Source organism: Desulfoscipio gibsoniae DSM 7213 (genome assembly GCF_000233715.2).
In the GTDB taxonomy this organism is placed as follows: Bacteria; Bacillota; Desulfotomaculia; order Desulfotomaculales; family Desulfallaceae; genus Sporotomaculum; species Sporotomaculum gibsoniae.
The window spans coordinates 1578606-1603527 of the sequence record NC_021184.1 but is presented as its reverse complement, the minus strand read 5'-3'; the positions used below and the strand labels follow the sequence as shown (position 1 = coordinate 1603527).

Sequence of the window (24922 nt, the reverse complement as noted above, 5' to 3'; positions counted from 1 at the left end):
CGGTTTTATCCTATACAGCCGCGCAATATCGCCCGGCGCTATTTTACATTAGCTATATAATATCACCTTAAGCCTATCACTGCACGAAGCCGTTTAACCATACCGGACCTGTAGCATTCATTATATTACTGTAATACTACTGAATTATAATACTGTTGTTACACAGTCAACTCATTTTAATGTTCCACATTAACGTGAAAATCCCTTTCGCCGGTTATCCCTTCCTTGTCGAAAAATCTTGTCCACCATCACCGGCTAATTAGCTTTAATTGGCCTATTAAACATTAATTGTCTATTGAAGCTTAATAACCGCTACAACAGTTTCCACATAAAAACCTACGTGTTCGGAAATCATAATCTCAGGTTTGATGCTGCAACCTGATAAGACGTGTTAGATCGCGTTAGAGTACCTCATGGCTCTGAGCATCTGTTAACGGGTAGTAGAATAAGATAAATTTTTTCTAGCTGTACGTAGGCAGCGTCGGCAGCATCAACTATGGCATGATGTCCAAAATCTAACTGCGTCCCGTATAAAGCAAGTTATATTTATTAATTTGTTTATTTAAATATCATAGTTAGTTTAAGAAAGTTTAAGCCTGACCCCATTAGGAGGTTTTTTTGTTTATGCAGATAGGTCTGATTGGATTAGGTAAAATGGGCCTCAACCTGGCCCTTAACATGCAGGATCACGGGCACCAGATACTGGGCTTCAGCAGGACCGCAACCACAGTGCAGCGGGCTGTGACGGCAGGTATCACCGGGGTTGATAGCTTGGAAGAAATGGTGGCCCGGTTGGAGCCGCGCCGGGTGATCTGGCTGATGGTGACGGCGGGACAGCCCGTGGATGATATTATAGCCAGTCTGGTGCCTTTATTGGCCGAGCACGATATTATTATCGACGGGGGCAATTCACATTACCGGGACACCTTAGCCAGGTACCAAATGTTAAAAGAAAAAAAGATTGACTTTGTTGATGTGGGCACCAGCGGCGGAACAGACGGGGCAAGGCACGGCGCTTGCACCATGGTTGGCGCGGATCCGGCAGTATTTGCCTACCTTGAGCCACTTTTCCAGGACATTTGTGTTAAAAACGGCTATTTACATACCGGGGCCAACGGTTCCGGGCATTTTGTCAAAATGGTGCACAATGGTATCGAGTACGGGATGATGCAGGCCATTGGGGAAGGTTTTGAAATACTGGAGAAGAGTAGTTTTACACTGGATTTGGCGGCAATATCCCGAGTATGGAATCACGGTTCAGTTATTCGCAGCTGGCTAATCGAGCTTACCGAAAAGGCCTTTATACAGGACCCTGACCTGTCAGCCATCAAGGGTGTGATGTATTCATCGGGCGAGGGTCTGTGGACCGTGCAGGAGGCACTGGATTTAAAGGTGCCGGTACCCGTGATTGCCGGGTCGCTTTTTATGCGCTATCGTTCGGAACAGGAGGACACCTTCAGCGGCAAAGTAGTGGCTGCACTGAGAAATCAATTTGGGGGCCATCAAGTTGATAGAAAATAGCTTACCTGAACACTTGATAGATAACGCAGGCAATGTTTTTAACTTCATCAACAGCACGGACACTGACACCTCCTGTATACTGGTTATCTTCGGCGGCACGGGTGATTTGACCCATCGCAAGTTAATGCCCGCCCTGTATAATTTGCAGTGCACACAAAAATTACCCGGCAATTTTGCCGTGGTAGCTATAGGCAGGCGAGAAAAAAGTAATGAAGATTACCGGTATGAAGTATATAATTCCATAAAAAACTTTGCCCGGTTTGACATGCATGCCAAGGTCTGGCAAAATCTGCAGCAGAAAATATATTATCAAAGATTTAATTTCACAGACGACAGCGGTTATATCGGGCTGGCTGATTTTTTACAGCGGCTGGATGAGCGATATCAAACCCGGGGCAACCGTATTTTTTACCTTGCGGTAGCGCCGGAGTATTTCGGAGTCATTGTGGAAAAACTACAGGCTCACGGCATGGTGCGCAACAAAACCAGCTGGCAGCGAGCGATGATTGAAAAACCCTTTGGCAGAGATTTGTCCTCGGCGCGGCAGTTAAACAAAAAAATCACCGGGGTTTTTGCGGAAAAGAACACCTACCGCATTGATCATTACCTGGGTAAGGAAATGCTGCAAAACATTATGGTAATTAGATTTGCCAATATGTTTTTAGAGCCTATCTGGAACAATCAGTTTATCGATAATATTCAAATCACCTCTTGTGAAATGGTGGGCGTGGAAAACCGGGGGAGTTATTATGAACAGGCCGGGGCGCTGCTGGATATGGTGCAAAACCATATGCTTCAGCTGCTTACTCTCACCGCCATGGAACCACCCGCCAGCCTGAACACAGAAGCTATCCGGAACGAAAAGGTCAAGGTATTGAGCACTCTGCAGGAATTTACTCCCGATCTAGTGCAGAAAAACGTGGTGCGGGGACAGTACGGTTCCGGCACAGCCCAGGGCAAACCTGTACCAGGCTACCGGCAGGAGGAACTGGTGCCACCCGGTTCAAACACGGAAACCTTTGTCGCTATTAAAGTGAACATTGAAAATTTCCGTTGGGCGGGTGTACCCTTTTATATCCGTACCGGTAAAAGAATGCCCTTTAAAGCCACCCAGATTATTGTTCAATTCAAGTCACTTCCCCCAATTTTATATGCCCGGCTGAACGGGCAACTGCATTCCAACCTGCTGGTAATAAAAATCCAGCCTCAGGAAGGGGTATTCTTTCAATTTAACGCTAAAAAACCCGGTGCCCAAAGCCAGATTGTCCCGGTACAGATGGATTTTTGCCAGAACTGCCCGGACGAGCTCAATTCCCCTGAGGCTTATGAAAGGCTGTTGTTTGACGCCCTGCGAGGCGACTCAACATTATTTACCCGTTGGGATGAGGTGGAACACTCCTGGAGGTTTGTAGACACCATTGCCGCCACATGGCGGCAGTATACCCCTGATTTTCCCAACTACCCGGCCGGCCACCGGGGCCCCCGGGCAGCTGAAGAGCTAATCAGCCGGGACGGTAGAGAATGGCTGCATATTGGCAAGCAGCAGCGATATGTTTAAGGGCGGTGTCAGCCTGTTAATAACAGTGAAAAATATCTGTACACCCAAGCGTAATCACACGTACGTTAAAGCGTACATAAATGTTATTTTAGCCAGACCCCTCGCCTAGATAAAGGAGCCCATAATGAAGATTTATGATATTTCCATGATTGTCCACCCGGACATGCCAGTATATAAAAATAAAAATGACAAACGGCCGGTTTTGTCGCGCGTAAGTGATTTTACCAACGGGAGCACCTATGAATCCCGAATACAAATGAACATCCATACCGGCACCCATGTGGACGCCCCTCTGCACATGCTGCCGGGGGGTGCTACCATTGACCAAATTGATTTGAGGAGACTAATTACCCCTTGCAAAGTATTTGATTTAACCGCGCTAAACGAAAAAATCAGTGCGAGTGATTTAGCTAAGCATGATATTAAAAGCGGTGATTTTATACTGTTACGTACCCGAAACTCTTACATTGAAACCTTTGACTTCAATTTTACTTATTTGGATAGCAGCGGCGCGGCTTATTTAAAAGATAAAAGCATTACTGGTGTAGGCATAGATGCCCTGGGCATCGAAAGAGACCAGCCCGGGCATGAAACACATAAAATATTATTTGAGGCCGGGATAGTGATACTGGAAGGTTTAAGATTGAAAGATGTAGTTAAAGGTAAATACCTTCTCATAGCTGCACCATTAAAAATAAGGGGTGCCGAAGGAGCACCTGTCAGAGCTGTGCTGGTTCAAGAGGAAGCAAGGGGACGGTTCCCCTGCTTCCTTGCGCGGTGCTAGAAATGTTTATGTTGTTGGAGACCCAGCTCATACCCTTCCCTGTTCACACACTGTCGCTAAAACCGGGCTGTAGCAACCCGGTTGACAAAGTTCTATATAATACCGCATCTTGGATCTTCTATTCCTTCATTTGCTTAGCCAGAAAAGCTGCTGCTGTTTCGGCAAGTTTATTTTCCAGGTTGCCCATTTGAACATCCTCATTGGAAGTAATAATCACGGCACCAATGGCATTTTCATTAGTCACGATGGGAGCAATAACACTGTTTTTAAAAGTCACCCGTTCGTCATCTGTTAAACTGTGTTCCTCCTGTAATATTTTGGTTTGAGCGCTACTAATAATATCTTCCAGTACATTCCCAATTGACTTCTTCAATAAATCCTTTTTAAATCCGCCGGAAACAGCAATGATTTCATCACGATCTGCCACACAGACTATATAGCCGATGGCTTCATGCAGTGAATCGGCGTATTCCTTGGCATACTGTCCCAAATCAGTAATAGGAGAATATTTCTTTAATATTACCTCTCCTTCCCTGTCAACATATATTTCCAGCGGTTCACCATCTCGTATCCTCATCGTACGCCTGATTTCCTTAGGTATTACTACTCTACCCAGGTCATCTATTCTTCTAACAATTCCCGTAGCTTTCATATGATCCCCCTCTTGATTGGTATTTTATATTTTGCTTAATAGTAGTTAGTTTTTCCCGATTAAACTTATCATTAGTAGAAAAATATGAAAGTATGTGAGTAAAAAGAATCCATTCCTTAAACTTCCAAAAGGGGAAGCAAGGGGAGGGTTCTCCTGCTTCTTCTTAAGGAAGCAGGAGAACCCTCCCCTTGCTTCCTTAACATCTTTTCGACTGATTCATCGATATTTTTTACCACATCATCAGTAATTTTATCCAAGTTACTCTTTTTAAAGTTATCCCAATAATCCTTAATTATTAGTTTTCTACTAACAATATTTTTTCTGACAGTATTTTTTGTTGTTGCTATTAGGTAATAAACATTAGGTTTAGTAAATTTTAATGCTATCTTTACATTCTTTACACAACATTTAATCCACCTTAAAGAGCATCTGTTATATTTGCTTTAGATGTATTTAAAATACATTAAACATTAAAAGGAGGTCATGGTTAGTTGAAGAGGGGAATTAAGGTTTTTGCTCTATTAGTTGGTATTGTTTTGTTGATGGCTGTCGTTACCGGCTGTGGAAGCGGTAAAAACAACCAGCAAAGCGAGGAGGGCCAAGTCCAAAGCGGTGGCTCTGAAGGTTCAATTACAGCTGTAGGCTCATCAGCGCTGCAACCCTTGGTGGAAGAAGCGGCCAAACAGTTCATGACTGACAACCCTAAAACGCAAATTGTTGTGCAAGGTGGCGGTAGCGGCACAGGTCTTAGCCAGGTGTCATCGGGTGCTTCCGATATTGGTAACTCGGATGTGTTTGCAGAAGAAAAACTTAAGGCTGAAGAAGCTTCCCAATTAGTTGACCATAAGGTGTGTGTAGTAGGCATGGCTGCAGTGGTTAATCCTGATGTAAGAGTTGACAATGTAACCCAACAGCAGCTAATTGATATATTTACCGGAAAAATAACCAACTGGAAAGAGCTTGGAGGAGCAGACGTAAAAATACAATTGGTCAATCGACCCAGCAGTTCAGGAACCAGAGCTACTTTTAAAGCCATTGCTTTGAAAGGTGCTGAAGAAGCTAAAGGTATCGAACAGGATTCTTCCGGTACAGTGCGTAAAATCATCAGCGAAACTCCGGGTGCCATTGGTTATTTGGCCCTGTCCTACCTTGACGGTAGTGTTACTCCTTTGAAATTGGACGGTATTGAACCCACTAAAGAAAACATAATCAACGGAAAATACCCGGTATGGGCATACGAACACATGTATACCAAAGGTGATGCTACCGGGTTAGCTAAAGAATTCCTTGATTATATGTTGTCGGACGATGTTCAAAAGTCACTGGTTGTTGACCTCGGTTATATACCCTCTACTGAGATGCAAATTGAGCGCGACGTTCAGGGGAATGTTACCCCCAAATAAATCTATTATAATTCCGGCGAGGTGTTTGATAAAGGTTTATAATCATTATTTACCACCTCGCCTTTTACTGTCCGGGCCTTTTACGGGAAACCCGACAAAACCGTTATTGCGGGCACCAAAAACAATCGAACAAGAGGATTACATTATCTTAACACTTGGCAATGGCGGAATTCCGAAGGAGTTTTTGCAATGAAAAAGAGATTATTTTATGACAAAGCCGGACATGGCGTAACTATGCTGTGTGCAGCTTTTGTAATTATACTTACCATATCCATTATTTATTATATCGGTTCCAAGGGGTTATCCACTTTTTTTAGTAATGAAGTCAGCCTGTGGGAGTTTCTATTTAGCGACCAATGGCGGCCGGACCGGTCACCGGGGGAAGGGGGACCACAGGTTGGCTCACTGGCTTTTATTATTGGCTCTATTTCAGTAACCTTGTTATCGGTAGCTATAAGCGCCCCCCTGGGGGTAATCGTGGCGGTTTTTATTGTGGAAATTGCCCCCGGCTGGGGACAGCGGCTGCTGCAGCCGGCGGTGGAACTGCTGGCCGGCATACCTTCTGTAGTATACGGTTATATTGGCCTTAGCCTGCTTGTTCCTGTAATCAGGTCTTTATTTGGAGGTGGGGGCTTCAGCATGATGGCCGGTTTCCTGGTGTTATCCATTATGATACTTCCTACGATAATCAGCGTTTCCACGGACACTCTGCGTGCGCAGCCCGTGGAATGGAAACACGCATCTTACGCCCTGGGAGCCACCCGCTGGCAGACTATTCGCATGGCCATAATCCCTGCCGCCCGCTCCGGCCTGATTACTGCAGTGGTACTTGGCATGGCCCGGGCTTTTGGCGAGGCCCTGGCGGTGCAAATGGTTATTGGAAACACCAGGGAAATACCGACTTCCATTTTAAGTCCCATAATGACTCTCACCAGCGCAATTACCATGGATATGGGGGCCACTGTTCAGGGCAGTATTTGGAACAGTGCCCTTTGGTCAATGGGATTGCTGCTGCTGTTGATGTCGTTGTTCTTTATAATGATTGTTCGTTGCGTGGTTAGGAGAGGGGCGGTTTAATGGATGCAAAGTTAAAGAATAATCTTGCCACAATAACATTTTGGGTAGGCGCCGGGTTAGTTATGCTGATTTTAGGCACCCTCCTGGGGTATATTTTTTACCACGGACTAAAGTCCATTGACTGGCAGTTTATCACTGCACCACCGGAAACAGTTCGTGCCGGTGGGGGCATCGGGCCACAAATTTTTAATTCATTTTACATTTTATTTTTAACAATGATGATATCTATACCCATCGGTCTATTGGCAGGTATCTACCTGGCGGAATACGCCGGGCGCAGCCAGCTGGCCGAAGGGGTGCGCATTGCTATTGAAACCTTAACCTCCCTGCCTTCTATTGTTGTGGGCCTTTTCGGTTTACTCGTCTTCGTAAACGCTACGGGCTGGGGTTACTCCATTATGTCCGGGGCACTGGCTTTAACGGTCTTCAACCTGCCGTTCCTGGTAAGGGTTTCAGAAGAATCCATCCGGGGTGTTTCCAGGGAACTGGTGGAAGGCAGCCTGGCATTGGGCGCCACCCACTGGGAGACCATCTGGCGCATCATTGTACCCTGCGCGTTTCCCAGCCTGATTACCGGTATTATTATTACCTCGGGGAGAGTATTTGGTGAGGCAGCGGCCCTGCTGTATACTGCGGGTATGAGCAGTCCCCCTCTGGATTTTTCAAATTGGAATATATTCAGCCCTACATCACCCTTAAACCCTTTTAGACCTGCTGAAACATTGGCCGTGCATATCTGGAAGGTTAACTCGGAAGGTCTTATCCCTGACTTGAGGCGTGTTGCTGACGGCTCGGCGGCGATATTGGTACTGGTGGTTCTATCCTTTAACTTTGGTGCTCGCTGGTTGGGTAGATTAATACAGAAGCGTCTCACGGCAGTTTAAGCTATGTTAGCCTATTACCTAACTTTTTCGCTCTAGAAAGGGGTGATTTAATGACTGTTTCAAGTAATAAAATGGAGACAAAAAACCTAAACTTCTTTTATAAAAGCTTTCAGGCTTTATACAGTATTAATTTACCAATTAAAAGAAATAAGGTGACCGCTTTAATCGGCCCCTCAGGCTGCGGGAAATCGACTTTCCTTAGAACCCTAAACCGTATGAACGATGTAATTGAAGGAACACATATTGAAGGAGAAGTGCTGTTTGACGGAACGAATATATACGGGGCTGGTGTAGACCCGGTGGAATTGCGTCGGGTTATAGGTATGGTTTTTCAGAAACCCAATCCATTTCCGCTGAATATATTTGATAATGTAGCTTATGGTCCACGTATTCATGGCATCAGGAATAAAGATGAATTGATGGGTATTGTTGAAAATAGTCTAAAAGCGGCAGCCCTGTGGGATGAAGTTAAAGACAGGCTCAACAAGCCCGCGCTGGGGCTTTCCGGAGGTCAACAGCAGAGACTTGTAATTGCCAGGGTGCTGGCCGTGGATCCTGAAGTAATACTAATGGATGAACCTGCGTCAGCTCTTGATCCTATTTCTACATCTAAAATTGAGGACTTGATTCACCAGTTAAAAGCCAACTATACCATTGCCATAGTTACTCATAATATGCAGCAAGCTGCCCGAATCTCTGATTACACCGGTTTCTTTTTAAACGGTGAAATGATTGAATATGATGTTACTAATAGAATTTACACCACACCCCGGGATAAGCGCACAGAAGACTACATCACAGGCAGGTTCGGCTAAAAGGGGGTTAAGAATATGACCAGAGAGTCTTTTCATGAACAACTTAATAAATTGAGGAACGATATTTTGCTTATGGGCAAAATGGTAGGCAATGCTATTGCATTGTCAATTGAAGCTTTAAAGCGCCAGGATTTGGATCTTGCTGAACAAGTGGTCATGGATGATGAAAAGATTGACCGGCTGGAGCTGGAAATAGAACGCGGGTGCCTGTCACTACTGGCACTACAACAGCCTATGGCACGTGACCTCAGGTTTATAGGAACCGCCTTAAAAATTAATACTGACCTGGAAAGGATGGGCGATTACGCCAGTAACATTGCCAAATTAGTTCTATCAATAGGTAATGAACCGTTTATCAAACCGCTGACAGATATACCTATGATGGCCGATTTAGCCCAGGTAATGGTTCGGGAAAACTTAACCGCTTATGTCAATGAGGATCGCGACACGGCCCTAAAGGCTGCCATGCATGACCATGAAATAAATAATTACTATACCAAAACTTTTAATGAATTAATCGACTTAATGACCAAGGACCCCCGAAACATCAAGCAGGCTACTTACTTTTTATTTATAGCCAGATACCTGGAACGTATTGGTGACCATGCTACGAATTTAAGCGAGTGGATTATATACATGATCACTGGAGAAAGATTAGAACTAAATGAATCATAGTTAAATATAAAGCCACCCTCAGGGTGGCTATTGCAAACAGTTTAGCTTTTATTATTTGTAGGTTTGGGCAATGTAAAGAAAAACTCTGACCCCACTCCCGGGGTGCTTTGTACGCCTACTATACCGCCGTGCAGTTCTACTATATGTTTGACTATGCTTAGTCCCAGTCCGGTGCCACCCATAGCCCTGCTCCTGGTTTTATCCACCCGGTAAAACCTTTCAAAAATTCTTTCAAGATCCACTGCGGGAATACCGATACCGTTGTCACGAACCTTAATTACTACGTTTTGGTCGTCCTCTGAAACTTCAATCTCTATTTCACCACCGGTATAGGTGTATTTAACAGCATTATCTATGAGATTAATCAGCACCTGATCAATCATGTCGCTATTTGCTTTGGCAATCACCGGTTTGCCTGGCAGCGAAAGTTTTATTTCAAGCCCGGAGCCATCAATTTGACCACGCAGTTTTGCAACTGTATCCCGGATTATTTTATTTATATCCATTGATTTGGTTTTTATCTGCGTATTCTTTGATTCTATTTTTGATAAGTCTAAAAGTTCATGTACCAGGCGGCTCAAACGGGCGGTCTCTTTATCAATTATTTCGATGAATTCTCGACATATATCCTGCTGGTACATGGCCCCGTCCAATAGCGTTTCAGTAAAACCCTTGATTGCTGTTACCGGTGTTTTTAACTCATGTGATACGTTATCAATAAATTCAGTGCGGATTTTTTCCAGTTTCCTAATGCGGCTAATATCGTGCATTACAGCAACCACGCCATTTAAAGCGCCCGTCTGGTCACGGAATGGGGAAACAGTAACCGCCAGAATCGCTTCTTCCGGAATAAATATTTTAACTTCCTGCTCAATAACTTGTCCCTTTTGCAATGCTTCATTTATAGCGGACGATAATTCCGGGTATCTAATCGAAGAGCCGTGGGGTATGTCGCCTCCCCTTCTGATCAGGAAAGCCAGAAACTTTTCCGCCGCCGGATTAACCAGGTCTATGCGGCCTGATTTATCAATAAAAATAACCCCGCTGGACATGCTGGCCAAAACCGTTTCAAGCTTGTTTCTACCTTCCGAAATCAGCCTGACCTTCTCTTTAATTGTATCGGCCATTTGCTCCAGTGTTATGGCCAATTTTTCTATTTCATCACCGCTCCTGACTCTAATCCTGCCATCATAATTACCTTTTGAAATTTGCCTGGCAAATTCAATCAGCTGTTCAACCGGACCAGTTATTTTTTTACCCAGCGTAAGCCCTACCGGTGTAGTAATTAAAAAAGCTATCAATATAGCCTTCAACATATCCGACCACAAGCCCCAAAAAGCTTGCTTAATTTCTGTAAGGGGCAACGCTAATCGTATAAAGCCTTCACCGCTGCCGTTTGCATTTATGGGTAAGGCTACATACATCATATTGGTGTTAAGGGTTTTGCTGTAGCGAATGGCAGTTCCGGAGCCTTTTTTCCCGGCAGCCTGAACTTCAGGCCGGTCAATATGATTCTCCATAGATGTAGCATCTCTCTCTGAATCACCAAGCACAACCCCGGTGCTATCAATGATAGTTACCCTGGCCTGAACATCTGAGCTGATTTGTTTGGCCAGCTGATCAAGTCCGATTGCACCTAAATCACCACTTTTTTCAACTACAAGCCTGGAGGCAAGCAGCGCTTGTGTGGTAAGCCTTTTTTCAATGCTGTTATAAAAGTAATCCTCAAGGGAATTCGTTAGATATGTTCCTAAAATAAGCATGGAAAGGATAACCACAGCAATATATGATACTGTTATTTTCCAGCGCAGTCTTTTAAAAATCATAAGTTTATCTACCTATTCTTCATGGAACTTGTAACCCACGCCCCGCACGGTTTTGATGTAAACAGGGCTTTTGGGGTTGGCTTCAATTTTTTCGCGCAGGTGACTAACATGTACATCCACAATCCTGGTATCTCCATCATATGTATAATCCCAGATATGGTTAAGCAATACGTCCCTGGTCATTACCTTGCCTGCATTCCTGGCCAAAAATTCAAGCAGCTCAAATTCCTTGGGCGTAAGTTCCACTTGCTTTCCGTTGACCTTTACCTCGTGTCTCTCAGAATCTATGTTCAAGGTTCCAATTTTTATCCTTTCACTTGGCTGGCGTATTTCTTCACGGGTAGATGTTCTCCTCAAGACCGCTTTAACCCGTGCAACCAGTTCCCGGGGGCTAAAGGGCTTGGTGATATAGTCGTCCGCTCCCAGTTCCAAGCCCAGCACACGATCTATTTCCTGGTCCTTTGCAGTTAACATAATCACGGCTACAGGTAATCCCTCCCGGCGCACAAGCCGGCATACTTCAAGACCGTCAAGTCCCGGGAGCATTAAGTCTAAAATTACTAAATCAGGCTGTTCAGCATGAATCTTGGAAAGCGCTTCGTTGCCGTTGTTTGCTACCAGTGTATGGAAACCTTCTTTTTCCAGATTAAATGTTACCAACCTGACTATCGATTCTTCATCATCAACAACTAATACCTTATACGGCATAAAGCAACCTCCAGCATCTATAGACTAAAAATTAAACTTATTAGTTATGAGCCCAAACTAAATTTACGGGATAATAGCTTAATAATACTATAGATAACCTAATAATGCTAAGGTAGTTATGACTAAATTAATATTGATTTTACTCTTTAATTAATGATTAACTCCAGCTTATACCTGGCATAATACACAAAAAGTGTATGTTGCGAGGTTTAAAAGTGCGCAATAAAATCATAATATTATTTATTGCTGTCCATCTGCCGCTGGTCCTGGGGATCTACCTGGGAACAGTTTTACCTGGTTACATAGAAGCCCAGAAGGTAAAACAACAGCACGCCAACTTTTTTTTAAATAATAAAGAAATAATAAAATTACCTAAGCAGATGGAACAAAGAGAACTAATCATCGCCCGAAAGTATAAGGTATTAATTATTGAGGTCGAAGATAACTACTATGAGGGGGTATCTGAACTTGCCCGGTCCGCCTACCAAGAATACCAAGCTTTAAAAGCGAAAGACCCTAATTACTCCCCTTACTCCCTAGCCTCAAAATATTTGCCGCGTTTAAGGCTTCTGGAAGAAAATTGTGACCGGGATTTTACCAGATATATAGCACAAATGGAAAAGGAGTTGCAAGTAAACTCCCTTCCTTTAGACCTAATTAAACAAGCCAGATACGCATATCAGCGTAAAAAGCAAGACATAAAAAGAGAATTTTACAACCGGGGGCAAAAATTTCAATAACTATGCCCGGAAAGGTTTATTTACATATCGCTTGACGCGGCAACTTCCTGCAAAGCAAGGGTATGGTTCCTGCGCTCCTGATATAAATCTTCGAGATACCTTGAAAATTGTTCCCCTAGCTCAGAAGATTCAAGGGCATATTCAACAGTGGCTTTTAAATACCCAAGTTTGTCCCCGGCATCATAACGTATCCCCTCAAACATATAAGCATAAACAGGTTCAAGTCCAGATTGAACCCTCAATGCATCAGTTAATTGAATCTCCCCGCCGGCGCCAGCCGGAAGGTCTTTCAAACACTTAAAAATAGACGCGTTTAAAACATATCGTCCCATAATGGCTAATTTAGAAGGAGCAGCTTCAGGAGATGGTTTTTCTACCAAGTCTTCTACCCTGTATACGGAACCTATGCCTTCTGCAGGCTTAATGATGCCATACTTACCAACATCACTAATTGGAACTTCCCTTACACCTATTACACTGGAATTAAAACTCTCCGCAACTTCTATTAACTGTCTTAATGCCGGTACAGGGGCTTTTATAATATCATCGCCTAATAAAACAGCAAATGGTTCTTCTCCAACAAATGATTTAGCACAATAAACGGCGTGCCCAAGGCCAAGGGGCTTGTTTTGTCTTATATAGTAAATATTTGCCATTTTAGTTAATTGAACAATGGTTTTCAATTGTGAGGATTTTCCCTTCCCGCCAAGAGCGGCTTCAAGCTCAGGGGAGCGGTCAAAATAATCTACTATAGACCACTTCCCCCTGCCGGTGATTATTAAAATGTCCTCTATACCAGAATTCACGGCCTCTTCAATTATATATTGAATTGTAGGTTTATCCACTATAGGCAGCATTTCTTTTGGTAATGCTTTTGTTACCGGCAAAAATCTTGTGCCCAGACCTGCCGCCGGTATGACTGCTTTACGAACTTTCATGAAATTACCTCCTACTCACCTTAGTTCCTAGATTATCTGCCCATCCATCATCCTTATATTCCTACCACAACCTTCCGCCACCCGCTGGTCGTGGGTGGCCACCAGCACTGTTTTACCCTTTTGGTTCAATGTTTTCAGCAAATCCATAATTTCCGCCCCGGTAGCCGAGTCCAAATTGCCCGTGGGTTCGTCAGCCAGGATCAGATCCGGATCCAGCAGAAGAGCTCGGGCAATGGCCACCCGCTGTTGCTCACCACCGGAAAGATCATCCGGCCTGCGCCCTTCCTTTCCCGCTAGGCCCACCTGCCTGATCAGTTCCATTGCACGCCTCTTGTATCTGCCGCTCCCCAAAGGGAAGGCAGGCACCATTACATTCTTTAAAGCGCTGATAGTAGGAATCAAATGATAGGCCTGAAAAATAAAGCCGATCCTCTGCCGACGAAATCTACAAAGGAAAGCCTCATCCCGTTCAGAAATCTTTTTTCCTTCAAAAATAATATCTCCACCGCTGGGCCTGTCCAGGACACCTAAAAGGTTTAGCAAGGTGGTTTTACCGCACCCGGAAGGACCAGTCAGCGCGATAAATTCACCCCTCCGGATCTCCAAGCTTTTCACGTCCAAAACTTTAACCGCAAGCTTATTCTTCCCGTAAACCCTGGTCAAGTTTTTCCCAGAGATCAACACATCCGGCTCCAATAAAACGCACCTCCATAAGCTATACTCCACGAAGTATCCGCGCCGGCGCCGCTCCCTTGGCACGCCAGGCCGGGTAAATTCCCCCCACTATACCGATGAAAATACCGGCCAGACCTACATAAAACGCTGTTTGCCGGGTGAGGTTGGCAAAATCCAAGGCTATCAAATCCCTGGCCAAAACCAGGCCGGCGTAGCCCAAGGCCACCCCCAGGGCGGCTCCAAGCATGCTCATAACCAGAGACTCCACCATCACCAGAAAGATAATATTAGCCGGGGTCCAACCCAGTGCCTTCAGAATACCGAACTCACGTATGCGGTTAATGACGGATAAAAGCATCACAACCATGATGGTAAGCGCCCCGACCACCACGGCCACCACGGAAACTGCTATGAGAAACCTGCCGAATATGTCCAATACGTCTTTAACCGGATTCAGCACTTCATTGGGCAACACTACTTGAACTTCCGGTTTTTTGTCGGATAGTTCGTTCCGAATGGACAGCGCTACAGATTCCAAATTATCGATCTTATCCACTGTTATATTAATGGAAGATACTTTTCCGACCGGTATCTTGCCAATATCTCTAGCCAGGTGTTCAGATCCGCTGAAAGCACTGTCCAAGACTTCGTTGCCGGTCTGGTAAACACCCACAACCTTTAGCTCCAGAACCCTCGCCTGTCCTTTCTCCGGAACGATAAAACGATAAACATTTCCTATTTCATAAGGAGCATCAATAAACTTCATGTACTTCTGAAGACTGGCCCCAATGATAATCTCTTTATCATCTGCAGGAGCAGTCCCTTCTATAATTTTGTTGTGAGGTATGCTGGTAACAGTTGATATATCTTGAGTTTCATATCCATAAAAAGGCATGTCGTATTCTACGTTATAAGGGCGCATAATCGCTGAAACCTGTGCATAAACCTTTTCCACGTGCGGTATGTTTTTAATGGTTTCCATATAAGAAAAAGGTATAGGGGTTGTCCCCATACCAAAAAACAAGCCGCCGAAGAGCGCATCTCTGCCGGAAATCATGATTCTATTTGAAAGATCGCCAAGGGTGCGCTCAGCCCGGTTATCCATTCCTGCAACCAGAGACAAAAGAAAAGTCATTAGCGCGATACCAAAGGCTACTCCAAGAACGGCCAGTATCATCACCGCTTTTTTACGAAAGGCGTTTTGAATTGAAAATAATAATAAAGACAAACTCTCATCTCCATGTTTATGAATTATCTGACTGTAATCACCCGGGCTTCACCAATATTTTTTCTAAAGTTAGTACAGTCTCAATTTATAATTTCAAATAAAGCTTAATACTCCCACTCAAAGTCTTTAACCTCCGGGAACTCCTTTAGGGCTTCCTTCATAATAGAGCAAATGCGCTGTACTCCTTCTTCAGTTTTTGCCTCGCAGCGAGCCACCAGCACGGGCTGGGTGTTAGAAGCCCGCACCAGGCCCCACCCGTCGCCAAAGAGCACCCTTGCCCCATCCACATCAACCACTGGATATTCCCGTTTAAAACACTGAGCCAGCCCGCTGACCACCTTAAATTTATCCCGATCCGGGCAAGGAACCCTGGTTTCAGCCGTAGAGTAATACCTCGGTATACCTGAGAGCATCTTTGAAAGCGGCATATCTGAATTGGAAAGGACCCTAAAAAGGCGGCCGGCAGCGTAAAAGGCATCGTCAAAACCGTAAAACTCGTCCGCAAAAAAAATGTGCCCGGACATCTCCCCGGTGAAGACCGCACCTACTTCCTTCATCTTGGCTTTGATCAATGAGTGACCCGTTTTGTAAAAGAAAGGCTTTCCACCGAGGCGTTCCACTTCGTCCACTAAAGCCTGGGAACACTTCACTTCGATGATGGCCTTGGCTCCGGGGTATTTTGGCATAATTTCCCGCCAGTAAAGACACATCAGCGTATCTCCCCAGATAATATTCCCAGTCTCGTCCACCACCCCAATGCGGTCTGCATCGCCATCAAAAGCTACACCGAGATCCGCCCCCTTCTCCAGCACCACTTTTCTCAACTCCACCAGGTTGGCCGTTTTCACCGGATCCGGTTGGTGATTCGGAAAGGAGCCGTCAGATTCACAATACAGCGGTATTACTTCGCAGCCCCAATTCTCCAATATTTTTTCAGCAAACAAGCCAGCCGTACCGTTACCACAGTCCACAGCCACCTTTAACTTTTGTGGACCAACCTCTATTTTTTTCATTAACATATTTAGGTACGGAGTGATGGCGTCTACCATTTCAAGGCTTCCAGATGCGGCCGAAAACTCTTCGGCCATCATCAATTCCTTAAGCTTTTGAATATCGTCTCCGTAAATGGTCCCGTCGCCCAGGGCCATCTTGAAACCGTTTTCATCCGGTGGATTGTGGCTGCCGGTAATCATCACCGCTGCATCAACCCAAAAGTGGACTCTAGCATAGTAAAGCATCGGCGTGACCACCAGGCCTATATCCATAACATCGCAGCCCACGTACATAAGCCCCTTTATTAGGGCGTCCCGCAGGCGTTCGGAGCTAAGACGGTTATCCCTCCCCACCAACACTTTATATGAACCCTTTTGCATAGCTACAGTTCCAAAAGCTTTGCCTAAAAGTGTTACAACTTCATCGGTTAGATCTTGTTCAGCCACACCCCGAATGTCATACTGGCGAAAAATATGTTCATTAACAGTTACCATATTGGGATTCCTCCTATAAAGGTTAGGGGATACACCTTTTTAGATTATCTAAATCCCTTAGACATTGACGATTTTCGAAAAGGAATATCCCCAATTTATAACATAGTGTTTGGCATTACAGTACTTCATCCAGGCCTTTATCCTTTAAAGCCTGCACCACTTTCTTTATCTCCTGGGTCCGGTCCTTGCGACAGACCAGGATACTGTCCCGGTCATTTACCACGACTAAATTCTCTACCCCTATGACACCAACCGTCTTGCCGGGGGAATAAATGAAGGTATCGCTTGTATCCAGCATTACGCCCCGGCCCTCAATGATATTTCCTCGCTCATCCTTTTCAGCGTAACGCTCCAGGGCTATCCATGAGCCGATGTCATCCCAGCCGAAATCCCCCGGTACCACTAAAACACTATCCGCCTTTTCCAGAATACCGTAGTCCACCGAAATCCTTGGTAGCTTCGCATAGACCTCTTCCAGTACGGCCGTATATTGTCCCGTCCCCATGGCCTGTCCAATCTTATTCAGACCCCGAGCAAGTTGTGGGGTATGTTTTTCAATTAGTCGACGAATTAAATCCAGCCGCCAGATAAACATGCCGCTATTCCACAGGTAATTACCGCATGCAAGTAACCTGACAGCCTTTGCGTAGTCAGGCTTCTCCAGAAACTGAAAAACTCGGTATACAGGCACTCCGGCAATAATATCAAGTATTTCACCCTGACTAATGTAGCCGTAACCTGTCTCCGGCCTGTGGGGAGCAATACCAATGGTAACGATCTCCTCTCCCGAACAGGCCGCCACCACCGCGCTCTTAAGCACTTTCCGGAAGCAGTGCACGTCACTGATATAATGGTCCGCCGGTAGAACAATCATGACCTCCCGGGGATCCTTACGCTCTAAAATCAAAGCGGCAAGCCCGATGGCAGCCGCGGTATCCCGACCGCAGGGCTCGATGAGAATGTTTTCCTCCGGCAGGTGCGGCACCTGCTCCATGATGATATCCTTATAATCCGAACCCGCCACTATGTATATGTCGGATATTCCGACCAAGTCTACCATCCGCTCAACAGTGAGTTGAAGCATGGTCTTGTCGCCAACGAGATTTAAAAATTGCTTGGGCGCCGCCAGCCGGCTACGGAGCCAAAACCTCTCCCCCCGTCCGCCAGCCATAATCACCACAAAAGGCATACCTTTTCCATTCCCCCTTAATCATGTGAGCTATGCTTAAATAGTGTCAAATACTTTTTTAAAAATTTGCTTAGTCTTTATTCTACAGAACAGCAACTTCTTTATAGGAGGAGTTTAGTTCAGACTCGGCATCATCGGTTCCGACCCGACCAAAGTCATCATCAAACCTGATAATATCATCTTCTTCCAAATACTGGCCAAGCTGTACCTCGATTACTTCGAGTATAACTTTCCCCGGGTTTTCCAACCGGTGCTTGTACCCTGATTTAACAAAGGTACTCTCACCGCTGCGCACAAATTTCACCAAAGCGTTTACAGTCACCTTGGCCGTGCCTTTGACCACTACCCAGTGCTCGCTGCGGTGGTGGTGCAATTGCAAGCTTAGCTTCTTCCCAGGCAAAACACTAATCCGCTTTATCTTATAAAAAAAACCTTCCTCCAAAATTGTATAGGACCCCCACGGCCTGTAAGTGGTTAAGTGATAGTCCGCCTTGGGATCATTGGTTGACTTTAATTTATTAACTACATCTTTTACTTTCTCTGAATATCCCTTTTTACATATAAGCAAGGCGTCTTTTTCATCTATGACGATTAAATCCTCAGCACCTATGACTGCAACCGCTTTATCTTCATTGGTATATAATAGGTTATTAACGGAATTGATTAGCGTAACGTCGCTAAAAGATATGTTTCCGTTTTCATCGCCTGAAAACTTCTCATAAAAAGTATCAAAACTCCCCAGGTCACTCCATCTAATATCCACTGGAATGACAGCCGTCCTGCCGGACTTCTCCATGATGCCATAATCAATGGAAATACTTATTGTATTATTGTAAACCTCCTTGATATCACTTAGCTGAAAAGCATTATAAACCTCGGGGCAATACTGCCTCACCTCTTCTATGAAAACATCTGTTTTAAACATGAACATACCGCTGTTCCACAGGTACCCCTTTTCCAGGTAAATTTGGGCAGTTTCCAAATCCGGTTTTTCTTTAAATTCCTCAACTGAATAGCCGACTGTTAAAGGTTCCTTGGGTCTGATATAACCATACCCAGTATGTGGTTTTTTCGGATGAATACCAAAGGTAATGACATGCTTATCGGCCAGCTGCTCACCCTGTTTTATAACCCGGGTTAGCCCATCATCATCCTCTATCAGGTGGTCGGAGGGAAAGACCGCAACTATATCATCGCCGCCTTTTTGTATTTCAACTACTCCATAATATATTGCAGGTAAAGTATTTTTACCTGACGGTTCCACCAGGATATGATCTTCATTAAATTTATATCCAAGTTCCTCGATCTGCCCTAAAACCCAGAACTTGTAGTTTATATTGGTTACAATATAAATTTCCTCTAAGCCGGTTAACTTAAGACACCTTTCAAAAGACATTTGAAATATAGACTTGTCCATACGCTTAAGTTTTAAAAATTGCTTAGGAAAGTTATCCCTACTGAGGGGCCACAACCTGGTTCCGCTCCCGCCGGCCAATATTATTGTTTTCATCAGTACCACCTCTTTTTTGTTTTGAATCTAATTGGAGCATTATAAGAGGTTTTTATGCAAACCCTCTACTTATCGTAGCTCCTTCAATTTCTCGACATAAGCATATGGCAATTTAATTTTTCCCATCAATATCTCACCCGTGTTACCGCCGTGACAATCAGACCCGCCTGTAATAGCTAAATTAAGACTTTCCGCAATGGCCTTATAATTTTGTACATCCTCAACACTGTGCTTGGTATGATAAACCTCTACGCCCTGCAGTCCCCTGCTCACCAGGTATTCAATATCAGCGCGATCCAGTTTCAACTGTTTTTTGAAGAATCCGGGATGGGCCAGCACTGCAACTCCACCTGAGTTTCTGATCACCTCTATGGCTTCATCGGGGTTGATCTCATACCTCTCCACGTAAGCCCTGCCGTTTTTCCCTATAAAATCTTCGGTGAAGGCTTCCTTGAGTTCACGGATGTATTTTTTATCCATAAGTACCTGCGCTATATGAGGCCTGCCCACAAAACTGGAGCCGGCCCGGCTTGCTACTTCTTCCCAGGTGACATCCAGTCCCAACTTCCCCAGTTTATCCACCATCTGTATGGCCCGTTCGGTTCTGCAGTCCATAATTTGTTTAAGCTTGTTGAGAAGTACAGCGGAACGCCAGTCTATAAAGTATCCCAATATGTGGACTTCGCCGCCGTTGTACAGCGTGGAAAGCTCCACGCACGGCAGCACCTCGACGCCCTGCTCGCCGCCGGCGGCCAGGGCTTCTTCTATACCGCCCACACTGTCATGGTCGGCAAGGGCTATGCACTGAAAGTCCAATACCTTCCCGAGGGCTACCACCTGAGCGGGATTCAGTTTCCCATCCGAGGTAGTGGAGTGAATGTGCAAGTCGGCAAAACCTGTCAATAAAGACACCTCTTCTTTCTTAACGTCCGTTTACAATGAATTTAACAAACTGCCGCCGGGAAACTATATTTTTTACAAAACAAATTATGATGATACCTCCAATCACCTCCTGCAAAAAATAACGCGGTTCGGTTAATAGATTTAGCCATAGCTGAAGCCAGTTCTCCGGGTTTCCCTTTGGAAATGCCCAACCGTAGGCAGGCCACAGGAAAGTCCCAGGGTAAAGCCATATACCGTCCAAAATATGGTGTACGATACAGCCCCCGGCTACAACCAACATACCAGGCTTGCTGTATTTAGACCAAACGTAGGCAGCCACAACTAAAAGAAAAAGCAAAAAGAGCAGCGTGTGGCTGTATATACGCCCGTTTCCAATGGTTTCCTTAAAAATAATCCCGCCCAAGGGCTTGTCAATAATATCGGGAAGTATCGATCCTATAATAACAAGACGTAAGTCGATCCATTCTGTGATTCCCTTTATACCCTGGTCTTCCATGACTTTCTGGATGCCTTTTGCCATTCCCAGGGTTATTCCAACATGAGCTAACAACAGCATTTTTTAGCCTCTCACTATTTAAACTAAATTTAAACTAAAATTTTTATACGCAACTCCTTCCAATGCCAAAATATTTAAAGCCTATTTCATTAATTAACCTTGGTTGTAATACATTACGCCCATCAATAATGATATGAGGTGATTGAGTATACTTATAAACCTCAAACCAATCTAAATTAACAAATTCATCCCATTCAGTAGTAAGAATTATGGCATTTGCATCATTTACGGTTTCCCATACATTTTTTGTAAAAACCGCCTCTTGATAATAAAAGTTCTTTTCAGTACCATCAACTATGGGATCATACGCTTTAATAGCTGCTCCTTCTCCAATAAGTAAGTTGATTATTTCAATACTCGGAGCTTCTCTGATATCATCCGTATTAGGCTTAAAAGCCAGTCCTAAAACGGCTATTTTTTTCCCAGATAACAAACCCATCTCTCTCCTGAGAATTTGAATTGGAATAAGACGCTGGCGATTATTAACGTTTATAACAGCCTTTAAAAGCTCAAAGCTGTGCCCGTTAATTGTCGATATAAAATCTAAGGCTCTTACATCCTTTGGAAAACATGAACCTCCATAACCAATACCGGCGCGTAAAAAACTGCCACTGATTCTAGGGTCATGAGATATCCCTTGCACAACACCATCAATGTTAGCGCCCGTTAAATCACTTAAATTGGCTATTTCGTTTATAAAACTAATTTTGGTCGCTAAGAACGCATTAGAAGCATATTTAATCATCTCCGCAGTAGTAACATCACTAATAACGATTGGAGCCTTAATATCTTTATATAAATCACTAATGAAGGCAGTTGCCTCCCTGTCATCACCGCCAATTACAATTCGATCGGGATAAAACCAATCCTTTAAAGCTTGTCCTTCCCTCAGAAACTCTGGATTTGATACATATGAATGTTTAAAACTTGCCTTTTCCAGGTACATTTCCTTAATTTTCTTTCCGGTCCCCGGTGGTACGGTTGATTTTACTACAATAGTAAGAGGACTTTTGGCTTTATCCACTACATGTTCTATGGCATTTTTTAACTGGCTCAGATCGGCTGAGCCATTGCTTTGGGATGGTGTTCCAACGGCAATAAAAACTACTTCCGAATCAATGCAACTTATATTTTCTAAAGTATCAAATGCAAGCCTGCCGTTCTTTGTATTTTCCTTAACTAATTCTTCCAGCCCGTGTTCATAAATATACATATTTTCGTTTTGGAGCATTTTTACTTTGTTCATATCTACATCCAAACCAGTAATCTCATGACCGGAATTAGCTAATCCTACAGCTGTTACTAACCCAACGTAACCAAGACCCAATATAATTATTTTCATAACCTCACCCCTATTAATTTCCAAGTAAGACTGAACATGACCATATTTTAATTTCCCGTCAGGAGCAGTATAATGAAATGCAGTTTAATAATTTCAACATTGGATTATAGTTTCCTTAATCCGAGGCATATTAGATAATTTGTTGTTTTAACAGGTATTTCGTTATTTGATCAACTGACTCTTCAATTGTATTTTTATTTGTATTTATTATTATTTCAGGATTATCTGGCTTTTCATACGGTGCCGTTATACCCGTAAATTCAGGTATTTTACCTGCACGGGCCCTTTTATATAAACCTTTTGGATCTCTTTTTTCACATACATCCAAAGGGCACTTGGTGTATATCTCTACAAATTCTCCCCGCTCGACAATTTGTCTGGCAATTTGTCTATCTTCTCGGTAAGGAGAAATAAATGCAGTAATAACCACTATACCGGCATCTACAAAAAGCTTGGCAACTTCGGCTATGCGACGAATATTTTCCCGGCGATCTTCCGGGCTAAAGCTCAAATCCTTATTTAACCCATGTCGTATGTTATCACCGTCAAGTAGATATGTATGTATACCCATTTCGTGCAGCTGACATTCTAACTTATTGGCAATAGTAGATTTACCCGAAGCTGATAAACCGGTAATCCATATAATGCAACTATTATGTTTTTTTAATTTACTTCTATGATTTTTATTTATAGAGGGTAAATGCCACACCACATTTAGTAATTGATTTGCCATTATTCTTCACCTCAATAGCTAGAATTATAACAAAATATATTTTTAATACTTTTATATGCCCATTTTACGATTATTACCAAACTAAGACAGCCCTATCATAACCTCCTTACATTAATATTATTTTCCAATATGACTTCAATACTTATATTAATAAATATATTTACTTTATTATTTTAATCTTTAATTCATTTAATATTATATTATCCTCACTATCAAATCCCATAATATAAATCATTCCAAAATAAATTATTAACATCAAGGATACCATAAATAAATCAACATATAGACTATTAAATTCGGTAAAATGATTAAAAACTAACCATATCACAACACAAAAAAAAGCGGACAATATGGGTTTGAAATAGCTATTTTTATAAGGATGAATTCCGATAAATAGAAAAACTTCTAGTAATCTTAAAATATTAAGAAAAGCCAACGATATTGAAGTTGCCATCGCAACACCAACAACACCAAAATGAAGTACTAAAATATAATTAAGTATTAAGTTCAATATTAACCCTAAAATGCCGTTTATCATTTCAATCTTTTGGAGTCCAGTCATTGTTAACATATAACCAACAGAACCTACACTTGCATTGACAAACTGACCGCATGCTAAAATAACCAAAATACTACCAGCAGAAAAAAAGTCACGACCAAACATATTCATCACTTCATCAGAGAACATAACTATGATTAAAAATAAAGGTAATGTTAACGTAAAAATCCATTTTGTTACCGTTTTAAAAACCAAATTTAATTGATTAAGCGCGTTTTTATTATACAAGTCTGCTATTAAAGGTGAAAAGACTGTATTAAAAGATTGCAGAACAACCGATATTTGAATGGCAACTAGCGCCGCAGCACTATACCTTCCGATATCTTTTGCACTCACAAAATAGCCTAAAACAATTCTATCTATATTGTTTATCAATATTGTTGATAACTCAACTAATAATATAATAAAAGAAAAATTCATTAGCTCCTTATACTTGCAAACCGATTTAATGCCTCCATATATCTCGGGAAACATTCTAATTAACAGCAAAACACTAAAAACTGCAGTAATTATAGTACCAAGAACAAATCCATAAACAGCTCCTATGAGTTTATAACCTAAGATAAAGCTAAATCCTATCAAAATAAAAACAAAAATAGGGTGAAATACTTCTTGTATCGCAACACTGTAGTCTATACGCCGAAAAACCCTCGATATAAATGATATTATAGTTAATAATGCAAAGAAAGGAAGCGCAATTGCAATACCATGCAACACATGAACTAGGCTAGGCTTATTAAATACTTGCATAGCGATGTCATATGAAATTAAATAAAGTGTTATAGCGGTAAATATGCTAAAACCAGTAGAAATTACTAAAGCAAAAAGTATTGTGCCTTTTAGCTTTCCTCTTTCCCCTTCCCCCAAAAAGATAACCCCATAACGTACAACCCCACCTTGCAACCCAAGCATGGAAACCTGACGTAATATTTGTAAAATACTTTGCCCTAAAGCGTACAACCCATAATTTTCGACTCCTAAAATCCTAGTTATTAAAATTTGTGTTATCATACGGACAAACTGCCCCAAAATACGTCCAACAAAGCTTATGCCCCCACCCTTTGCTGTTTCCTTGAGTAATGTGGGAATAAAGTTCTTTTCTGAAGTTTGTCTCAGATCGTTTCTTTTATTTATATCTAAGTCACACATTTTCCAACCC

23 protein-coding genes are annotated in these 24922 nt (G+C 43.1%); 9 read left to right on the top strand and 14 right to left on the bottom strand.

All coding sequences use genetic code 11. From position 1 onward, the window contains the following. Positions 1 to 624: 624 nt before the first annotated feature. From gnd to DESGI_RS07425, 3 genes are all read left to right on the top strand, one after another. Entirely contained in the window at positions 625 to 1521 is an 897-nt protein-coding gene (gene gnd, locus DESGI_RS07435; protein ID WP_006523916.1) for a phosphogluconate dehydrogenase (NAD(+)-dependent, decarboxylating), read from the top strand. Further along, positions 1508 to 3079, top strand: a complete 1572-nt coding sequence (gene zwf, locus DESGI_RS07430; protein ID WP_006523915.1) for a glucose-6-phosphate dehydrogenase — start codon at positions 1508 to 1510, stop codon at positions 3077 to 3079. The genes gnd and zwf overlap by 14 nt, the downstream gene beginning before the upstream one ends. Before the next feature lie 124 nt (positions 3080 to 3203). Continuing rightward, on the top strand, positions 3204 to 3863 hold the full coding sequence (locus DESGI_RS07425) for a cyclase family protein (protein ID WP_006523914.1): 660 nt from the start codon (positions 3204 to 3206) through the stop codon (positions 3861 to 3863). A gap of 118 nt (positions 3864 to 3981) precedes the next feature. Here DESGI_RS07425 and spoVT read toward each other — a convergent pair whose 3' ends face one another. Further along, positions 3982 to 4515 (bottom strand): stage V sporulation protein T, encoded by a 534-nt coding sequence (gene spoVT, locus DESGI_RS07420; protein WP_006523913.1) that lies wholly within the window; start codon positions 4513 to 4515, stop codon positions 3982 to 3984. A 491-nt stretch (positions 4516 to 5006) separates the two neighbouring features. Here spoVT and DESGI_RS07415 point away from each other — a divergent pair, with 491 nt between their 5' ends. The 5 genes from DESGI_RS07415 (at position 5007) to phoU (ending at position 9369) form a co-directional block, all read left to right on the top strand. Further along, complete coding sequence (locus DESGI_RS07415; protein WP_006523912.1) at positions 5007 to 5918, top strand: phosphate ABC transporter substrate-binding protein PstS family protein; 912 nt, start codon at positions 5007 to 5009, stop codon at positions 5916 to 5918. 189 nt (positions 5919 to 6107) lie between these two features. Then, positions 6108 to 6995 (top strand): phosphate ABC transporter permease subunit PstC, encoded by an 888-nt coding sequence (gene pstC, locus DESGI_RS07410; RefSeq protein WP_006523911.1) that lies wholly within the window; start codon positions 6108 to 6110, stop codon positions 6993 to 6995. Beyond that, a complete protein-coding gene (pstA, locus tag DESGI_RS07405) occupies positions 6995 to 7879 on the top strand; it encodes a phosphate ABC transporter permease PstA (RefSeq protein WP_006523910.1) in 885 nt (294 codons plus the stop codon). Before pstC ends, pstA begins: the two co-directional genes overlap by 1 nt. Positions 7880 to 7929: 50 nt before the next feature. Next, a complete protein-coding gene (pstB, locus tag DESGI_RS07400) occupies positions 7930 to 8694 on the top strand; it encodes a phosphate ABC transporter ATP-binding protein PstB (protein WP_006523909.1) in 765 nt (254 codons plus the stop codon). 15 nt (positions 8695 to 8709) lie between these two features. Next, positions 8710 to 9369, top strand: a complete 660-nt coding sequence (phoU, locus tag DESGI_RS07395) for a phosphate signaling complex protein PhoU (RefSeq protein ID WP_006523908.1) — start codon at positions 8710 to 8712, stop codon at positions 9367 to 9369. 41 nt (positions 9370 to 9410) lie between these two features. Here the strand turns inward: phoU and pnpS are convergent, their stop codons facing one another. Both pnpS and DESGI_RS07385 read right to left on the bottom strand, forming a co-directional pair. Further along, positions 9411 to 11195 (bottom strand): two-component system histidine kinase PnpS, encoded by a 1785-nt coding sequence (gene pnpS, locus DESGI_RS07390; RefSeq protein ID WP_006523907.1) that lies wholly within the window; start codon positions 11193 to 11195, stop codon positions 9411 to 9413. Between the two features lie 12 nt (positions 11196 to 11207). Continuing rightward, on the bottom strand, positions 11208 to 11903 hold the full coding sequence (locus DESGI_RS07385) for a winged helix-turn-helix domain-containing protein (protein ID WP_006523906.1): 696 nt from the start codon (positions 11901 to 11903) through the stop codon (positions 11208 to 11210). A 215-nt stretch (positions 11904 to 12118) separates the two neighbouring features. Here DESGI_RS07385 and DESGI_RS07380 point away from each other — a divergent pair, with 215 nt between their 5' ends. Further along, positions 12119 to 12643 (top strand): hypothetical protein, encoded by a 525-nt coding sequence (locus tag DESGI_RS07380; RefSeq protein WP_006523905.1) that lies wholly within the window; start codon positions 12119 to 12121, stop codon positions 12641 to 12643. A 20-nt stretch (positions 12644 to 12663) separates the two neighbouring features. Here DESGI_RS07380 and galU read toward each other — a convergent pair whose 3' ends face one another. The 11 genes from galU to DESGI_RS07325 all read right to left on the bottom strand — a co-directional run bounded on the left by galU (position 12664) and on the right by DESGI_RS07325 (position 24912). Then, positions 12664 to 13581, bottom strand: a complete 918-nt coding sequence (gene galU / locus DESGI_RS07375; protein ID WP_006523904.1) for a UTP--glucose-1-phosphate uridylyltransferase GalU — start codon at positions 13579 to 13581, stop codon at positions 12664 to 12666. A gap of 27 nt (positions 13582 to 13608) precedes the next feature. Continuing rightward, positions 13609 to 14277, bottom strand: a complete 669-nt coding sequence (locus DESGI_RS07370; RefSeq protein ID WP_006523903.1) for an ABC transporter ATP-binding protein — start codon at positions 14275 to 14277, stop codon at positions 13609 to 13611. 19 nt (positions 14278 to 14296) lie between these two features. Further along, entirely contained in the window at positions 14297 to 15484 is a 1188-nt protein-coding gene (locus DESGI_RS07365; RefSeq protein WP_006523902.1) for an ABC transporter permease, read from the bottom strand. Positions 15485 to 15588: 104 nt separating this feature from the next. Further along, positions 15589 to 16971, bottom strand: a complete 1383-nt coding sequence (locus DESGI_RS07360) for a phosphomannomutase/phosphoglucomutase (RefSeq protein WP_006523901.1) — start codon at positions 16969 to 16971, stop codon at positions 15589 to 15591. 115 nt (positions 16972 to 17086) lie between these two features. Beyond that, a complete protein-coding gene (locus DESGI_RS07355) occupies positions 17087 to 18160 on the bottom strand; it encodes a mannose-1-phosphate guanylyltransferase (RefSeq protein WP_006523900.1) in 1074 nt (357 codons plus the stop codon). 82 nt (positions 18161 to 18242) lie between these two features. Further along, positions 18243 to 19670 (bottom strand): mannose-1-phosphate guanylyltransferase/mannose-6-phosphate isomerase, encoded by a 1428-nt coding sequence (locus tag DESGI_RS07350; protein WP_006523899.1) that lies wholly within the window; start codon positions 19668 to 19670, stop codon positions 18243 to 18245. Between the two features lie 69 nt (positions 19671 to 19739). Continuing rightward, on the bottom strand, positions 19740 to 20573 hold the full coding sequence (locus DESGI_RS07345) for a PHP domain-containing protein (protein ID WP_006523898.1): 834 nt from the start codon (positions 20571 to 20573) through the stop codon (positions 19740 to 19742). Positions 20574 to 20592: 19 nt separating this feature from the next. Beyond that, the gene (locus tag DESGI_RS07340; protein WP_006523897.1) at positions 20593 to 21129 is read right to left on the bottom strand and encodes a metal-dependent hydrolase; all 537 of its coding nucleotides are present in this window, start codon (positions 21127 to 21129) and stop codon (positions 20593 to 20595) included. 43 nt (positions 21130 to 21172) lie between these two features. Next, positions 21173 to 22471, bottom strand: coding sequence for a UDP-glucose dehydrogenase family protein (locus tag DESGI_RS07335; RefSeq protein WP_006523896.1), 1299 nt, complete (start codon positions 22469 to 22471; stop codon positions 21173 to 21175). A gap of 130 nt (positions 22472 to 22601) precedes the next feature. Then, entirely contained in the window at positions 22602 to 23204 is a 603-nt protein-coding gene (cysC, locus tag DESGI_RS07330) for an adenylyl-sulfate kinase (RefSeq protein ID WP_006523895.1), read from the bottom strand. A gap of 160 nt (positions 23205 to 23364) precedes the next feature. Beyond that, positions 23365 to 24912: a flippase gene (locus DESGI_RS07325; protein ID WP_006523894.1), complete on the bottom strand. Its 1548-nt coding sequence runs from the start codon at positions 24910 to 24912 to the stop codon at positions 23365 to 23367. Positions 24913 to 24922: the final 10 nt, after the last annotated feature.

Coding starts and splice junctions, on each gene's coding strand:
- gnd (WP_006523916.1), top strand. CDS start 625: ATGCAGATAGGTCTGATTGGATTAGGTAAAATGGGCCTCAACCTGGCC.
- DESGI_RS07425 (WP_006523914.1), top strand. CDS start 3,204: ATGAAGATTTATGATATTTCCATGATTGTCCACCCGGACATGCCAGTA.
- spoVT (WP_006523913.1), bottom strand. CDS start 4,515: ATGAAAGCTACGGGAATTGTTAGAAGAATAGATGACCTGGGTAGAGTA.
- pstC (WP_006523911.1), top strand. CDS start 6,108: ATGAAAAAGAGATTATTTTATGACAAAGCCGGACATGGCGTAACTATG.
- pstA (WP_006523910.1), top strand. CDS start 6,995: ATGGATGCAAAGTTAAAGAATAATCTTGCCACAATAACATTTTGGGTA.
- pstB (WP_006523909.1), top strand. CDS start 7,930: ATGACTGTTTCAAGTAATAAAATGGAGACAAAAAACCTAAACTTCTTT.
- phoU (WP_006523908.1), top strand. CDS start 8,710: ATGACCAGAGAGTCTTTTCATGAACAACTTAATAAATTGAGGAACGAT.
- pnpS (WP_006523907.1), bottom strand. CDS start 11,195: ATGATTTTTAAAAGACTGCGCTGGAAAATAACAGTATCATATATTGCT.
- DESGI_RS07385 (WP_006523906.1), bottom strand. CDS start 11,903: ATGCCGTATAAGGTATTAGTTGTTGATGATGAAGAATCGATAGTCAGG.
- galU (WP_006523904.1), bottom strand. CDS start 13,581: ATGAAAGTTCGTAAAGCAGTCATACCGGCGGCAGGTCTGGGCACAAGA.
- DESGI_RS07360 (WP_006523901.1), bottom strand. CDS start 16,971: ATGGTAACTGTTAATGAACATATTTTTCGCCAGTATGACATTCGGGGT.
- DESGI_RS07355 (WP_006523900.1), bottom strand. CDS start 18,160: ATGCCTTTTGTGGTGATTATGGCTGGCGGACGGGGGGAGAGGTTTTGG.
- DESGI_RS07350 (WP_006523899.1), bottom strand. CDS start 19,670: ATGAAAACAATAATATTGGCCGGCGGGAGCGGAACCAGGTTGTGGCCC.
- DESGI_RS07340 (WP_006523897.1), bottom strand. CDS start 21,129: ATGCTGTTGTTAGCTCATGTTGGAATAACCCTGGGAATGGCAAAAGGC.
- DESGI_RS07335 (WP_006523896.1), bottom strand. CDS start 22,471: ATGAAAATAATTATATTGGGTCTTGGTTACGTTGGGTTAGTAACAGCT.
- cysC (WP_006523895.1), bottom strand. CDS start 23,204: ATGGCAAATCAATTACTAAATGTGGTGTGGCATTTACCCTCTATAAAT.
- DESGI_RS07325 (WP_006523894.1), bottom strand. CDS start 24,912: ATGTGTGACTTAGATATAAATAAAAGAAACGATCTGAGACAAACTTCA.